Genomic DNA, 14969 nt, shown 5'->3' on the forward strand with positions numbered 1-14969 from the left:
ACCCCACTGCTTGCCCGGTGGGGTTTCTGCGTTTGGGGGCTTTGGCCTTTAAATAATTATAAAGAATTTTGCGTTAATTGAGTTTTGGAGTTCAGGCCCTGGAGAGTGGCATGCTCAGCCGGGATGCAAAATAAATAGATAACGCCAACTGGGAAAACATGGGCGCAGTCAAAAAAAAGGATATTCAGCCGGGTATAGCCCGCTGGCGCTTTGCGCTGGTGGCGGTCCTGCTGTGCCTGCTCGCTCTTACCCTTGTGTTCCACTTGGCCAAACTGCAGGTAGTGCCTGCTGCTGAGCGCGGATATCGTTTCCTGCAAGACCAGGGCCGGGCCCGCACCTTGCGCACCGAAGAGATTGCTGCCTATCGGGGCTCAATAGTCGATCGAAACGGTGAGCTTCTTGCTGTCAGTACACCGGTACACAGCCTGTGGGCCAATCCCAAGCTGTTGAGTGAAATAAGCGATGCGAATTTAGTGCGCCTGGCTCGCGCGCTGGATTTACCGTCTTCCAAACTGGGCTCTCGCCTGAAGAAATACCGCAATAAAGAATTTATGTACCTGCGCCGGCACCTGTCTCCAGAAGAGGCTGAGAAAGTGCTGGACCTGGGTATTACAGGTGTTTTCAGTAAAAAAGAGTATCGGCGCTTCTATCCTGCTGGGGAGGTCGTAGCCCAACTTCTCGGTTTTACCAACATCGATGATCGCGGCCAGGAAGGAATGGAATTGGCCTACGACGATTGGCTGTCCGGACAGCCGGGATCACGTCAGGTAATTAAAGATCTGAAAGGGCGCACGGTAAGGGATTTGGCAATTCGTCAGGAAGCGCAACCGGGCAGGGATCTGCGTTTGTCTATCGATATGCGCCTGCAATATTTGGCCTACCGGGAATTAAAGCGGGCGGTGTCGGAAAACGGCGCCGCTTCCGGCTTTATGGTGATTCTCGATACTCACAGTGGCGATGTGTTGGCCATGGCCAACCAGCCTTCATTTAATCCCAATGACCGCAAAGGGGTTAAGTCGGCGGCTATGCGCAACCGTGCGCTGATCGACCAATTTGAGCCGGGCTCTACAGTGAAACCCTTAACAGTATTGGCGGCTTTGGAAACCGGGCGCTACACCCCAAGAACAGAAATAAACACCAGTCCTGGATATATTCGCGTGCCGGGAAAAACCCTGGTGGACCCGGTTAATTACGGAAAAATAGATCTCACCAAGATTATTACCAAGTCGAGCCAGGTGGGAATTACAAAAATTGCTCTCGATTTGGAACCAAATTCTCTGCGGGGACTCTTTTATCGCTTGGGTCTGGGCGAGGCTGTGGGCAGTGGCTTCCCCGGTGAAGCACAGGGGATCTTGCCCAGTCGCAGCCGCTGGCACCCAATCGAGCGAGCTAATTTCGCCTTCGGCTACGGTTTAACAGTTAACGCCGTGCAGCTGGCACAAGCCTACAGCGTACTGGCGAATGAAGGGGTTAAGCGTCCTGTTTCCCTGGTTTTATCCGGTGACAAAGTACCGGGCGAGCCTGAGCAGGTTATTGAGCAGTCCTTGGCTGGGCAGGTTACTGCGATGTTGGAGACGGTGATTGGTGCTAAGGGTACCGGACGCCTTGCCGCTGTAGAAGGTTATCGTGTCGCCGGCAAGACCGGTACTGTGCACAAAGTTGGCAGTAGTGGCTATGCGGATAATCGCTATCGCTCAGTATTTGCGGGCTTTATCCCCGCTGATAATCCGCGCCTTGCCGCGGTAGTTGTTATTGATGATCCCAGTCACGCCAAATATTACGGTGGTGAAGTTGCTGCACCGGTATTCGGTGCGGTGATGACTGGTGCTATGCGCCTGTTGCAGGTTCCGCCGGAAAAAATTAAATCGGCGGAGGGGCAATTGGCCGCGCAGTTAAGCGAGAGGGGTTCAAAATCGTGAGTCAGCGCGAAAAACATTCTGTTTCTATCAAAGAGTTAGTGCCGGGTTACGCCGGTATTCCCGATATTTCTGTCACTGGTATTGCCCTGGATAGCCGCAAGATAAAAGCGGGCGATGCATTTATGGCCTTGCGCGGTTCTGTGGTCGATGGTCGGGAATATATCGATGCGGCAATTACTGCAGGTGCTGCGGTAGTGCTTGCTGATGGTGACAAGTTGGAATGTAAAAGCCGTGGTGATATCCAGGTGGTCAGTGTTCCCGGTCTGGCAAAGCGGGTAGGGGAAATTGCCGCGCGCTTCCACGGTAACCCCAGTGGTGAAATGCACTTGGTTGGAGTGACTGGCACCAACGGTAAAACCACTTGCGCCTATTTGACTTCCCAATTACTGGCTCGCCACTATGGCAGTGCAGCATTGATAGGCACCATTGGTAATGGGGTCTGGAAAGATAACCAAATCGAATTGCAGGAAACGGGTTTAACAACGCCTGACCCGGTGAGTTTACAAGCGGACTTTGCAAATTATCGCGATAGTGGTGTTGCCGCTGCCGCAATGGAAGTTTCTTCGCATTCCCTTTCTCAGGGACGTGTGCATGGGCTGATTTTTGATACGGCAATTTTTACCAATTTGAGCCGCGATCATTTGGATTATCACGGCAATATGGCCGCTTACGGCGCAGCCAAAGAGAAACTTTTCGGACTGCCAAAATTGAAGCGAGGAGTCATTAACCTGGATGATCCGTTTGGCGCCCAGTTGGCAGAGCGCTGCAAATTGCGTGGCCTGCGCGTTATTACTTATGGGCTGCAGGCGGGTGATTTATATGTTGCAGACCTGCGTCGCCATGAGCGCGGTTTTTCTGTAAAACTTAATTCCCCTTGGGGTAGCGGTGAGCTGCACGCACCCTTAATTGGCGATTTTAATATTCACAATGCCTTGGCTGTCGTAGCTGCTGCAGCGGCAGAGGGCATGCCTTTTGAAGATATTCTTGCCGCTTTCCCCACTATCAAAGCGGTGCCGGGGCGTATGGAGCGTGTCCTGGTTGAGGGTTCCGATGATGTGGGTGTATTGGTGGATTATGCCCATACACCAGATGCTCTTCGCGCGGCTTTAGCAGCAGCGCGCCCTTACTGTCGCGGTAATTTGTGGTGTGTTTTTGGTTGTGGCGGCGACCGGGATACGGGTAAGCGCGCGGCGATGGGGCGTATTGCCTCCGAGATGGCGGACCGTGCCATTGTGACTAGCGATAATCCGCGCAGCGAAGAACCACAAAAAATTATCGACGATATTCTCGAAGGGGCTGCCAGTAATATCGAAGTTGAAATTGATCGCGCGACAGCGATATCTCAGGCGGTATCTGCAGCACAACCGGGGGATATTGTATTGATCGCCGGTAAAGGGCACGAAAATTACCAAATTATCGGCAGTGAAAAAATTCACTTCTGCGATCGTGAGCAAGCTGCTGCAGCTCTCAAAGCCCGCGTGGATGAATCGGGCCAGTCAAGTGAAGGCAAGGAGAGCCAAGGTGATTAATTCCCTTACGTTGCAGCAACTGCAAAGCCGTTTTGGTGGTGAGTTAATCAATGGCTCTGTGGAGTTTGAACTGGTTTGCACGGATACCCGCAAGCTGGACCCCAAATCTTTATTTGTTGCTCTGGTTGGCGAAAATTTTGATGCTCACGACTTTGTCGGTGAGCTGGATGGCCAGGTATTGGGGTTGGTTGTCGATCGTGAAGTGCCCAGTTGCAGTTTACCGCAGTGGCGCGTTGAAGATACGACGGTCGCATTAGGACAAATTGGCTTACTGTGCCGTGAACAGTTTGACGGTCCGGTTGTGGCGATTACAGGGTCCTGCGGTAAAACTACCGTTAAGGAGATGCTGTCTGCAATTTTTTCCCAGAGTCATACACCCTGTGTAACCGAGGGAAACCTGAACAACCAGTTCGGTTTACCCATGACTTTGTTTGGGCTGACAGCGCAACACGATGTGTTGATTCTCGAAATGGGAGCTAACGGCCCTGACGATATTGGCTACCTGTGTAGTATCGGCAAGCCGCAGGTGACGGCGGTAAATAACGTAATGCCAGCGCATGTCGAGGGCTTTGGCTCTGTTGATGCTATCGCAAAAGCCAAGGGCCAAATTTATACCAGTTTGGATGTATCGGCGACGGCGGTGATCAATACCGATGATGGCTATGCGAATTACTGGTTGGAGAATATGCCCGAAGGGGTAAAGACTCTGGGTATTGGCTTATCTAATGAGTGTGCTATCCATGCGGATAATATTGTATTGAATCCTAACGGTTGCCCTTCATTTGACTTGGTAATTGAAGGCGTTGCTCACCCTGTTAGCCTGAAATTGCTTGGTGAGCACAATGTTCACAACGCTCTGGTTGCTGCTGGATGTGCTTTTGCTGCGGGAATACCTGCGGTGGAAATTATCAGCGGACTTAACACGGTGACCGGGGTTGCTGGGCGCTTGCAGGAGCAGGCAGGTATAGCCGGTGCAACCGTTATTGATGACAGTTACAACGCGAACCCGGGTTCAGTAGGTGCGGCCATTGAATTGCTGTCACAGCGTTCAGGTAAAAAAATTCTGGTGCTGGGGGATATGGCGGAGTTGGGGCCGGACGCGGAGGAAATGCATAGAAGCGTTGGAGCTTTGGCACGAGAGCGGGGCTTGGATGCGCTGTTTACATTGGGGCCGCTGGGTACTGCCGCCAGCATGGCCTTTTCTGCGGGGAGGCAAGAGTCGCTGCGCAATTATCGCGAGAGAGAACCCCTGGTTACTGCTCTCACTCAACAATTGGATGAACAAACCACAGTTTTGGTTAAAGGATCACGCAGCGCCCGTATGGAATTGGTAGCGCAGGCACTGCTTGGCAATAGCAGAGGGGAGAAGTAATGCTGCTTTGGCTAGCGGAGCTATTACAACAACATGTCAGCGGATTTTCGGTATTTAACTACCTGACAGTGCGCGCAATTCTTGCTGCGTTGACGGCTCTGGGTATTTCACTACTTGTGGGTCCGCGCATGATTCACTGGTTGAACCATTTACAGGTGGGGCAGGCTGTTCGCGATGATGGTCCACAAAGCCATTTGAGTAAATCTGGCACCCCGACTATGGGCGGCACCTTGATTCTCGCCTCAATTTTTGCCTCAGCCCTACTCTGGTCTGACCTCAGCAATCGTTACGTGTGGGTTACTTTATTAGTTACCTTTGTTTTCGGTGCTGTGGGCTTCGTGGATGACTATAAAAAAGTCGTTTATAAAAACCCCCGTGGCCTTATTGCTCGCTGGAAATATTTCTGGCAATCCGTTGCCGGGTTGGGTGCAGCTATTTATCTGTATATGAGTGCTTCAAGCCCGGCAGAGACCCAGTTTTTTGTTCCCTTTTTTAAAGATGTTGCGATAAACCTGGGACCGATATCTTTTATATTGCTGACCTACTTTGTCGTTGTTGGCTCCAGTAACGCGGTTAACCTGACTGATGGCCTCGATGGCTTGGCGATTATGCCTACTGTGATGGTGGGTGGAGCACTTGGGGTGATTGCTTATTTATCCGGCCATATGGAATTTGCTGACTACCTGCATATTCCCGCAATTCCAGGAGCTGGGGAGTTGGCGGTGTTCTGCGCTGCCCTCGGTGGTGCCGGACTTGGGTTCTTATGGTTTAACACTTATCCGGCCCAGGTGTTTATGGGGGACGTGGGCGCTCTGGCACTGGGGGCGGCGCTGGGAATTATTGCGGTAATTACCCGTCATGAAATTATTCTGTTCATCATGGGCGGTGTGTTTGTGATGGAAACGGTTTCCGTAATTTTGCAGGTGGCATCCTTTAAATTAACGGGGAAGAGAATTTTTCGCATGGCGCCTCTGCACCACCACTTTGAGTTAAAAGGGTGGCCGGAGCCTCGAGTCATTGTGCGCTTTTGGATTATTACCGTCATTCTGGTCTTGGCTGGTTTGGCAACACTGAAAATTCGATAAATAGATAAATGAGCCTGATCGCGACTTCTTCACAGCAGAAAGTGGTAATAGGTCTTGGCGCTACCGGAAAGTCGGTGGTGCGCTACCTGCTGCGTCACGGCCATACGCCGGTCGTGGCAGACAGTCGCGATAACCCGCCGGGGCTCGAAGCTTTCCGTCAGGAGTTCCCTGAGGTTGCGGTGGAAACAGGTCCACTGCGCCCGGGGACAATACTCGCTGCGAGCTTGATTACTGCCAGTCCGGGAGTTGCGCTTGCTGAACCCGTATTGCAGCAGGCGATTGCGGATGGGATTCCTGTGGTTGGGGATATTGAGTTATTTGCCCAGGCCCTGACTCGGATGCAATCGACAGCAAAGCTCGCCGCGATCACCGGCTCCAACGGAAAGAGTACAGTGACCACACTCCTGGGGGAGATGGTTGAAGAGGCAGGGCTGACAGTTGGTGTGGGTGGCAATATCGGTGTGCCGGTGCTGGATTTACTTGAGAAACCTCTGCCGGACATCTTTGTTTTGGAGCTTTCCAGTTTTCAATTGGAAACCACCTACTCGCTGGCACCTACCGTAGCCACCATTTTAAACATGAGTGCGGACCATATGGACCGCTACCCCAGTATGGTGGAGTACCACCGGGCCAAGCAGCGCATTTATCGCGGAGCGGATCAGTTCGTGATAAATCGCGCGGACCCCTTATCCCAGGGGCCTCTTTCCCGAGAGAGACGGGAGTGGAGTTTTGGGCTTGATCAGCCGGATCTCAATCAGTTTGGCCTGCGCTTGCATGAGGGGCAGAACTGGTTGGCTCGAGGCACAGAAGTTTTAATGCCTGTGGCCGATTTGGCTATGGTGGGTAAGCATAATATTGCCAATGGTTTGGCAGCCCTGGCAATGGGTTATGCACTGGGCCTCCCCACTGAGGCGATGCTAAAAGTTTTACGCAACTTTCGCGGGTTGAAACATCGCTGTGAGCGCGTGGCTGATTTTGAAGACGTTGTTTATGTTAACGATTCAAAAGGCACCAATGTAGGAGCAACCCAGGCGGCATTGGATGGCTTGGCTACGGCATCCAGTAAAATAGTGCTTATTGCTGGAGGGGATGGCAAGGGTGCTGATTTTGCTCCCTTACGAAAAAGTGCAGGAGCACTCCGGGCCCTGGTTTGTATCGGTGTAGATGGAGACAAAATAGCCGGTGTCTTTGATGGCCTGTGCGAGATTCGCAGGGCTAGCACAATGGCAGAGGCCGTCGCTGAGGCCAGACAATTAGCCAATGGCGGTGACTATGTATTGTTATCACCGGCATGTGCCAGCTTTGATATGTATAAGAATTTTGAAGCCCGCGGTGATGATTTTCGCCAGGCCGTTTTGAAATTATGCGATACCGCTGGAGGCTCCCAGTGAGTGCCCAGGTAATCAAGGCTCAAGGTAGTGAATGGCAGGATGGGCTGCTGCTACTCAGTGTTCTGGTTCTGGCTAGCATTGGTGTGGTGATGGTCGCTTCAGCATCTATCGCTTTTGCTACGGATATTTATGGTGATCCCTGGTATTTCCTTAGGCGTCATTTGGCTTTTTTGATGTTTGGCGGATTAGCTGGGTTTGTCGTTAGTCAGATTCCCCTGTCAATTTGGTCGCGACTGTCCTGGCCATTATTACTGTTTGCCTGCCTGCTATTGATTGCCGTGCTTGTGCCGGGGATTGGACGGGAGGTGAACGGTAGCCGGCGTTGGCTGGTATTTGCAGGTATAACTGTGCAACCTGCGGAAGTGGCTAAGTTCTGTCTGTTAGTTTTTTTTGCCAGTTTTTTAACTCGTCGAAATAAGCAACTACGCCACTGGACCAGCTTTATGGTGCCAGTGGTGATTCTCGCAACGGTTGCTCTGTTATTGCTTTTACAGCCGGACTTCGGTTCTGTGGTTGTAATTTCAGGCACCGTGTTGGCAATGGTTTTTTTGGCGGGAGCGCGTCTTCCCCATACTTTTTTATTGGTAGCTGCGGCTGCGAGTGGACTGGCGCTAATGGCACTGATGAGCCCCTATCGCTTACAGCGATTGCTGACGTTTCTGGATCCTTGGGGGGATCAGTTTGCCAGTGGCTACCAACTAACCCAGTCCCTGATTGCATTTGGTCGCGGAGAGTGGTTTGGAGTTGGTTTGGGCAATAGTGTGCAGAAACTGTTTTACCTGCCTGAGGCCCATACGGATTTTATTTTCGCCATTCTGGCAGAGGAATGGGGAATGTTGGGAGGCGTAGTGCTGGTAGGGCTTTTTGTTGCTCTCACCTACTCACTGCTCCGCCTGGTAAAAGAGGCCCTGGTGCAGGAGAAGTTTTTCGCTGCACTTCTAGCTTTTGGTATGGCAGTGCTATTGGCAGGACAAGCTTTCGTGAATATGGGTGTTGCTTCAGGCCTGTTGCCGACTAAAGGGTTAACGCTGCCATTTGTCAGCTCTGGTGGCAGCAGCCTGATTGTATGTTGTGCATTACTCGGCTTGGCGATGCGGATTCGGGCTGAACTAAAAGAGCCTGTTGAAAACGGAAGCGGGGGGCTTGAGCTTTTGCGTCAGCTGCCAATATTCCATTCACCCAAGTCCAGTGTGAAGGGCAGCAACGGAGAAACGGTTTGATGTCTGAAGTAAATAAGCGTTTTTCTGGAAAGAAGTTTTTGCTGATGGCCGGTGGTACCGGCGGTCATGTCTTCCCAGCGTTGGCTGTGGCTAAAGCGTTGCAAGAGCAGGGAGCTGTTGTCGAGTGGTTAGGCACTGCCCGTGGGATTGAATCCCGATTAATACCTGCGGCGAATATTCCTTTGCACTGCATTAAAGTGGAGGGTATTCGGGGGAAGGGAAAGTTGGCCTTACTCAAGGCCCCGCTGCAAATTTTGCGGGCAATTGCTCAGGCCAGGACAGTTGTTAAGCAGGTACAACCTGATGCAGTACTCGGCTTTGGCGGCTTTGCGACCGGCCCAGGGGGTGTTGCAGCCCGTCTCGGGGGGATACCGCTGATTATTCACGAGCAAAATGCTGTTGCCGGAACGACAAACCGCTTGTTAGCGCGGATTTCCAGCCAGGTGCTTGAAGCATTTCCCAGTGGGCTACCCGGTGCCAGGCAAGTGGGCAATCCAGTGCGCAAAGAGATTGCAGAATTGCCTGAGCCAGAAACTCGAATTGGCAGCCAGTCGTCTCTGCGCCTTTTGGTATTGGGCGGTAGCCTCGGTGCTGTAGCAATTAATGAGCTGGTTCCTAAGGCAATCGCATTGCTGAAACCCTCCCTGCGCCCGGTAGTGGTCCACCAGGCTGGAGAGCGCCACCTTCAGGCTGCCAAAGACGCCTATAAAGAGGCTGCAGTAGAAGCAGAGGTGGTCCCTTTTATTGCGGATATGGCTGAGGCCTACCGCTCTGCGGACCTGATTATTTGCCGTTCCGGAGCTTTGACTGTTTCTGAAATTTCAGCTGCGGGAGTCGGTGCAATTATGGTGCCTTTCCCCTTTGCAATTGATGATCATCAAACGCGTAATGGCGAGTGGTTGCAAAATGCTGGCGGAGCGATTGTTATGCAGCAGCGGGAAATGGACGAGCAGAAGTTATCCGGCTTATTACAAAGCCTGTTAGAAGATCGCCAGAAACTATTACAAATGGCGACCTCCGCGCGGCGCGCGGCAAAAACTGATGCGACCGAGCAAGTAGTAAATGCTTGCAGGGAAGAGCTGGCCTCGGCCAGGTAACAGAGAATAAGTGGGCGAAGGTTAAAGTAATGTCTTCAGTGCAGACAAACGAAGATAAAAGTTATGCGGTACCGGCTATGCGCCGTATCCGCCGTATCCACTTTATCGGTATCGGCGGTGCCGGTATGAGCGGTATTGCTGAGGTATTGCAGAACCAGGGCTACGAAGTCTCAGGTTCTGACCTGCGTGAATCTGCGGTAACTGACAGGTTGCGCAAGTTGGGTGTTAAAGTCCAAATTGGGCACAGTGAGGAAAATGTTCGCGGCGTTGATGTTGTGGTTAATTCCTCTGCGGTACATGGCGATAACCCGGAGCTTATTGAAGCGAGAGAAAAGAGAATCCCTATTGTACGCCGTGCCGAAATGCTCGGTGAACTAATGCGCTATCGCTATGGCATTGCTGTGGCGGGAACCCACGGAAAGACCACCACGACCAGCTTAATCGCCTCAATCTTTGCGGCAGACAAAAAAGATCCGACCTTTGTTATCGGTGGCCTGGTCAACGCTGCCGGTGCCAATGCTGCCTTGGGCGAAAGTCGTTATTTAGTGGCTGAAGCTGATGAAAGCGATGCGTCTTTTATTCACTTACAGCCGATGGTGACGGTGATTACCAATATCGATGCGGACCATATGGAAACTTATGGTGGCGACTTCGAAAAGGTGAAACAGATCTTTATTGATTTTGTACACAACCTGCCCTTTTACGGTCTGGCGGTAGTTTGCGGGGATGATGCCAATGTTCAGGAAGTCATCCCCAAGTTTTCCCGCCCAGTTCTGACCTATGGATTTGATGAGGGTAATGACTACCGCATCGTTGAAGTAAAGCAACAGCCACTGCGCAGCCATTTCACGGTACAGAGACCCAAGGGTGATCTATTGCAGGTTTCTGTGAATACACCAGGTATTCACAATGTTCTCAATGCGACTGCAGCAATTGCGGTAGCTAGTGATGAAGGCGTTAGTGATGAAGCAATTCGTCAAGGCCTGATAGGCTTCCAGGGCGTTGGTCGTCGATTCCAGATTTACGGTGATTATGCCGTTAGCGATGATACCGAAGCTGATAAGGTGATGTTGGTAGATGACTACGGTCACCACCCACGTGAGGTAGCCGCTACCGTAAAGACAGTTCGAGATGGCTGGCCGGATCGTCGCTTGGTAATGATTTATCAGCCCCACCGTTATACCCGTACACGGGACTTGTTTGAAGACTTTGTTCAGGTCCTCTCTGAAGTGGATAAGTTGATTTTGCTGGATGTATACAGTGCGGGTGAAGCGCCAATTGCCGGTGCCGATGGCAGAACGCTTGCGCGAAGTTTACGCAACAGGGGACAGGTAGATCCGATTTTTATGGAAACTATCGATCAGGTTCCCCCGGTATTAGCTGATCTGTTGGAGCCAGGTGATATTGTCCTGACCCAGGGAGCTGGCAACGTCGGAGCACTTTCGCAAAGGTTGGCTGATTGGCGCTTGGGCGAGCGTAGTGGCGAGGGCTAAGTAGCTAGTGAAAGGAGCTGGAACGAAATCAGCCGGGAGAAAAAAAAAGACAGCTCGCGGAGCGAGCCCTCTTGGAACCGATGATCCCGAGAAGCTTCGTCTGAACTGGAAGCGGTGTTTTTTTTTATTGGTGATGTTCGCAGGCTTTAGTGCTTTGCTCTATGGTGCAGTCTGGTTATGGCGATGGGTGCCATCGGTTGAGTTGAGTAATGTTGATGCCCTAGAGCAAGTTGAAGTACGCGGGGCTTTTAATGCGGTAACTGAAGAAGAGTTAAGAGAGGTGCTTCTTCCTCACTTGAAAGCGGGCTTTTTTTCAGCGGACATTCAGGCGATGCAGCAGACATTACTGTCTAACCCCTGGATAACTTCCGCTTCGGTGAGCAGGCGTTGGCCGAAGGGTGTTGAGGTTGATATCACTGAAGCGCAACCTCTCGCGACCTGGGGTAAAGATAAATTGTTGGTAGCGAGTGGGGATCTGCTGCCGCGTCCGTCACATATGGGGGTTCAGTCCCTGCCCGAGCTTGCCGGGGATGAAGAATTGGTAGAGCGGATTATGCTGCAATACCGCGCGCTTGCGGGGTTACTGACCACGCGGGATATGGAGGTTAAGCGGTTGTCATTTGACGACCTAAGCGGTTGGCATCTGGAGTTAGTGTCGGGAATTGAATTAAAACTTGGCCATGATGCTTTATTGGAGCGGGTACACCGTTTTCTGTATTTGAGTCGGGGTGTACTGGCGCCGCACTTGCAAAAAGTTGTCAGCGTCGATACGCGCTATAGCAATGCGGTAGCGGTTCAGTGGAAAGACGAAGAAAAGTAAACATCGAGGCAGCCCGGGTGGCTGTTTTATAGATAAAAGTTTAAAAGCGAATGCTGTGTTCTGGTCCGATAACAGAACCTGAAACAGAATGCAGCTCAGCGAGGTTGGCACGAAAATGACACAGGTATCCGATCAGCGCATGATTGTTGGACTGGATATAGGCACCTCTAAAGTAGTCGCTATTGTCGGTGAAGCTTCCGGTGATGGGGAACTTAATATTGTCGGTATCGGCTCTCATCGTTCCACTGGAATGAAAAAGGGCGTAGTGGTTAATATTGAATCAACCGTGCAATCTATACAGCGCGCTGTGGAAGAAGCTGAGTTGATGGCGGGTTGTGAAATTCACTCTGTGTACGCAGGGATTGCGGGAAGTCACATTCGCAGCTTGAACTCTCACGGTATAGTTGCGATTAAGGATCGAGAGGTTACCCAGCAGGATCTCGATCGTGTTATTGATGCTGCCAGGGCTGTCGCTATTCCTGCGGACCAGAAGATTTTGCACACGCTTCCGCAGGAATACCTGATTGATAATCAGGAAGGGGTAAAAGAACCTCTCGGAATGTCTGGTGTTCGCCTCGAAGCAAAGGTCCATTTGGTCAGCGGTGCAGTGAATGCTGCACAGAATATTGAAAAGTGTATTCGTCGATGTGGTCTGGAAGTAGAAGATGTCATTCTTGAACAATTGGCTTCAAGTTACGCAGTCCTGACCGAAGATGAAAAAGAGTTGGGAGTATGCATGGTAGATATTGGTGGGGGAACCACCGATATTGCTGTGTTTACTGGTGGATCTATTCGGCATACCGGTGTGATACCGATTGCTGGAGACCAGGTTACCAATGATATTGCCATGGCTTTGCGCACACCGACACCGCACGCAGAAGATTTGAAAATCAAATATGCGTGCGCGTTGGCAAAACTCGCTCGCGAAGGTGAGACCATTAAGGTACCGAGCGTTGGTGATCGCGCGCCCAGGGATTTATCCCGACAGGCATTGGCCGAGGTCGTTGAGCCGCGCTACGACGAATTGTTTACATTAGTACAGGCGGAGTTACGTCGCAGCGGCTTCGAAGATTTGTGTGCGGCGGGTGTAGTACTTACCGGCGGCTCTTCAAAAATGGAGGGCGCGGTTGAACTGGCTGAGGAAATTTTTCATATGCCGGTTCGCCTAGCAGTGCCTCAGGGTATTGCAGGTTTGACGGATATCGTCAGCAACCCAATTTATTCCACTGGAGTTGGATTATTGATGTATGCGATGCAGCAGGAAGAGGCTCGAGAGGGCAAAATACAGCCTGTGCGCAACGATAATCAGTGGTGGGACAAGGTAAAGCACTGGTTTCGCGGAAATTTGTAATAGAGTGCAACCAGATTTAGCCATCCGGTGAAGGATTTTTTTTAGGCATGGCTGTAAAATTCGACATGAGCAAGAAAGGGGAACAGCAATGTTCGAACTAGTTGATAGCGTACAGGATAAGCCTGTCATCAAGGTGATTGGTGTCGGCGGCGGTGGTGGTAATGCTGTTAAGCATATGATCGCCAATGATGTTGAGGGTGTAGATTTTATCTGTGCAAATACAGATGCACAGGCCCTCAAAGATGTTGAGGCCCGCACTATCCTGCAACTGGGTAACACAATTACACGCGGTTTGGGCGCAGGGGCAAACCCGGATATTGGCCGTCAGTCCGCACTTGAAGATCGCGATCGCATTGCTGAGGTATTAACCGGTGCGGATATGGTATTCATCACTGCCGGTATGGGCGGTGGTACCGGTACCGGTGGTGCGCCGATTGTCGCTGAGATTGCAAAAGAACTGGGTATCCTTACCGTTGCTGTGGTTACTCGCCCATTTAAGATCGAAGGGCGCAAACGCACAGTTGTAGCTGAAGAGGGTATCCTCGAGCTGCGTGATAAAGTTGATTCTCTGATTACTATCCCCAACGATCGTTTGCTGGAAGTACTCGGTAGCAAGATCACAATGAAATCTGCTTACAAAGAGGCAGATAACGTTTTATTGGGTGCTGTACAAGGCATTGCCGACCTGATGATTCGTCCGGGCATCATGAACGTGGACTTCGCCGATGTGCGCACCGTAATGTCTGAAATGGGCATGGCGATGATGGGGTCCGGTTCTGCCGTCGGTGAAAACCGTGCGCGCGAAGCGGCTGAGAAAGCCGTGCGAAGCCCGCTACTGGATAACGTCAACCTGGCAGGTGCTCGCGGTATCCTGGTGAATATCATCACCGGTAGCGAAGAGGCGGGCTGTCAGGAACTGACCCTGGGTGAGTACTCTGAAGTAGGTGAGATTGTCCAGGAAATCGCCTCCGATGAAGCTACTGTGGTTATCGGTACAGCGGTAGATGATAAGCTCGGTGATGAGATGCGGGTTACCGTTGTGGCCGCAGGTCTTGGCGAGGGTACTCCTGCAGCGCGTCCGGCGAAGGTGGTGGATAATACTCGCCGCCCAGAGCCTCGCGAGCCTGTTCGTGAAACCCGTGAGGTTCGCGATAATCACAGCGCTCACGCTGGCCACAGCTCTGCGGGACTGGCAAGCCGCGAGGCCATTGATCCGCGCCCTCGTGCTGAAGCGGAGCGCCCCAAGCGCCCGGCTCCTGCCCTGAATCCCGCTGATGCGGATATGGAGTACCTGGATATTCCAGCCTTCCTGCGCCGTCAGGCAGACTAGGAAACGGTACCGCAGAGGCAGAACACCGCTCATGTCTGCCCGGCTCCGGCTGGGTATTGCCGCTGCGGTGCGGCTTTTGCTCGGGTCTACCTTGTCGAATGGGTGGGCCCTTGCCCCGTTTGTGTAGATTTTGATCAGAACTGGTGAGTCGCAATAACTATCTAAAATAATTAACAATTATTAACAGCGCTTGCGGAGCTTAGGATCTTAGAATGCTGTCATAGCGACATGCGTTGGCGCTGCAATCTTTGCTTGATCTATCCTCATATAGGTAGGTGGTGCACAGTTGTGGTGACCACTCGCCCAGAATTGGTATTGGCGTCGCAATTGTGCTAGTATCGATGGCTTGCTGCGCCTTAGGG

Annotated in this window: 11 protein-coding genes; all 11 read left to right on the forward strand. The window is 51.8% G+C overall.

Going from position 1 to position 14969, the window contains the following annotated elements:
• The first annotated feature begins 158 nt into the window (after positions 1 to 158).
• The 11 genes from ACJJI5_RS06770 (at position 159) to ftsZ (ending at position 14607) form a co-directional block, all read left to right on the forward strand.
• Positions 159 to 1919 carry a peptidoglycan D,D-transpeptidase FtsI family protein gene (locus tag ACJJI5_RS06770; RefSeq protein ID WP_444907503.1) on the forward strand — a complete coding sequence of 587 codons (1761 nt, stop codon included), beginning with the start codon at positions 159 to 161 and terminating at the stop codon, positions 1917 to 1919.
• Positions 1916 to 3448 carry a UDP-N-acetylmuramoyl-L-alanyl-D-glutamate--2,6-diaminopimelate ligase gene (locus ACJJI5_RS06775; protein ID WP_444893032.1) on the forward strand — a complete coding sequence of 511 codons (1533 nt, stop codon included), beginning with the start codon at positions 1916 to 1918 and terminating at the stop codon, positions 3446 to 3448. The genes ACJJI5_RS06770 and ACJJI5_RS06775 overlap by 4 nt, the downstream gene beginning before the upstream one ends.
• Complete coding sequence (locus tag ACJJI5_RS06780; RefSeq protein WP_444893033.1) at positions 3441 to 4820, forward strand: UDP-N-acetylmuramoyl-tripeptide--D-alanyl-D-alanine ligase; 1380 nt, start codon at positions 3441 to 3443, stop codon at positions 4818 to 4820. Before ACJJI5_RS06775 ends, ACJJI5_RS06780 begins: the two co-directional genes overlap by 8 nt.
• Entirely contained in the window at positions 4820 to 5905 is a 1086-nt protein-coding gene (mraY, locus tag ACJJI5_RS06785) for a phospho-N-acetylmuramoyl-pentapeptide-transferase (protein WP_413663013.1), read from the forward strand. The genes ACJJI5_RS06780 and mraY overlap by 1 nt, the downstream gene beginning before the upstream one ends.
• An 8-nt stretch (positions 5906 to 5913) precedes the next feature.
• Positions 5914 to 7296: a UDP-N-acetylmuramoyl-L-alanine--D-glutamate ligase gene (gene murD / locus ACJJI5_RS06790; RefSeq protein ID WP_445355850.1), complete on the forward strand. Its 1383-nt coding sequence runs from the start codon at positions 5914 to 5916 to the stop codon at positions 7294 to 7296.
• A complete protein-coding gene (ftsW, locus tag ACJJI5_RS06795; RefSeq protein ID WP_445355851.1) occupies positions 7293 to 8516 on the forward strand; it encodes a putative lipid II flippase FtsW in 1224 nt (407 codons plus the stop codon). Before murD ends, ftsW begins: the two co-directional genes overlap by 4 nt.
• Positions 8516 to 9613, forward strand: coding sequence for an undecaprenyldiphospho-muramoylpentapeptide beta-N-acetylglucosaminyltransferase (gene murG / locus ACJJI5_RS06800; protein ID WP_444896371.1), 1098 nt, complete (start codon positions 8516 to 8518; stop codon positions 9611 to 9613). The genes ftsW and murG overlap by 1 nt, the downstream gene beginning before the upstream one ends.
• A 29-nt stretch (positions 9614 to 9642) precedes the next feature.
• Positions 9643 to 11106 (forward strand): UDP-N-acetylmuramate--L-alanine ligase, encoded by a 1464-nt coding sequence (gene murC, locus ACJJI5_RS06805; protein WP_445355852.1) that lies wholly within the window; start codon positions 9643 to 9645, stop codon positions 11104 to 11106.
• A 133-nt stretch (positions 11107 to 11239) separates the two neighbouring features.
• Entirely contained in the window at positions 11240 to 11926 is a 687-nt protein-coding gene (locus tag ACJJI5_RS06810) for a cell division protein FtsQ/DivIB (RefSeq protein WP_413665884.1), read from the forward strand.
• Between the two features lie 115 nt (positions 11927 to 12041).
• Entirely contained in the window at positions 12042 to 13277 is a 1236-nt protein-coding gene (gene ftsA / locus ACJJI5_RS06815; protein ID WP_282933862.1) for a cell division protein FtsA, read from the forward strand.
• 88 nt (positions 13278 to 13365) lie between these two features.
• Complete coding sequence (gene ftsZ / locus ACJJI5_RS06820) at positions 13366 to 14607, forward strand: cell division protein FtsZ (protein ID WP_413663008.1); 1242 nt, start codon at positions 13366 to 13368, stop codon at positions 14605 to 14607.
• Positions 14608 to 14969: the final 362 nt, after the last annotated feature.

This window comes from Microbulbifer maximicatervae (SeqCode) (genome assembly GCF_052467955.1).

Coding starts and splice junctions, on each gene's coding strand:
- ACJJI5_RS06770 (WP_444907503.1), top strand. CDS start 159: ATGGGCGCAGTCAAAAAAAAGGATATTCAGCCGGGTATAGCCCGCTGG.
- mraY (WP_413663013.1), top strand. CDS start 4,820: ATGCTGCTTTGGCTAGCGGAGCTATTACAACAACATGTCAGCGGATTT.
- murD (WP_445355850.1), top strand. CDS start 5,914: ATGAGCCTGATCGCGACTTCTTCACAGCAGAAAGTGGTAATAGGTCTT.
- murG (WP_444896371.1), top strand. CDS start 8,516: ATGTCTGAAGTAAATAAGCGTTTTTCTGGAAAGAAGTTTTTGCTGATG.
- murC (WP_445355852.1), top strand. CDS start 9,643: ATGTCTTCAGTGCAGACAAACGAAGATAAAAGTTATGCGGTACCGGCT.
- ACJJI5_RS06810 (WP_413665884.1), top strand. CDS start 11,240: ATGTTCGCAGGCTTTAGTGCTTTGCTCTATGGTGCAGTCTGGTTATGG.
- ftsA (WP_282933862.1), top strand. CDS start 12,042: ATGACACAGGTATCCGATCAGCGCATGATTGTTGGACTGGATATAGGC.
- ftsZ (WP_413663008.1), top strand. CDS start 13,366: ATGTTCGAACTAGTTGATAGCGTACAGGATAAGCCTGTCATCAAGGTG.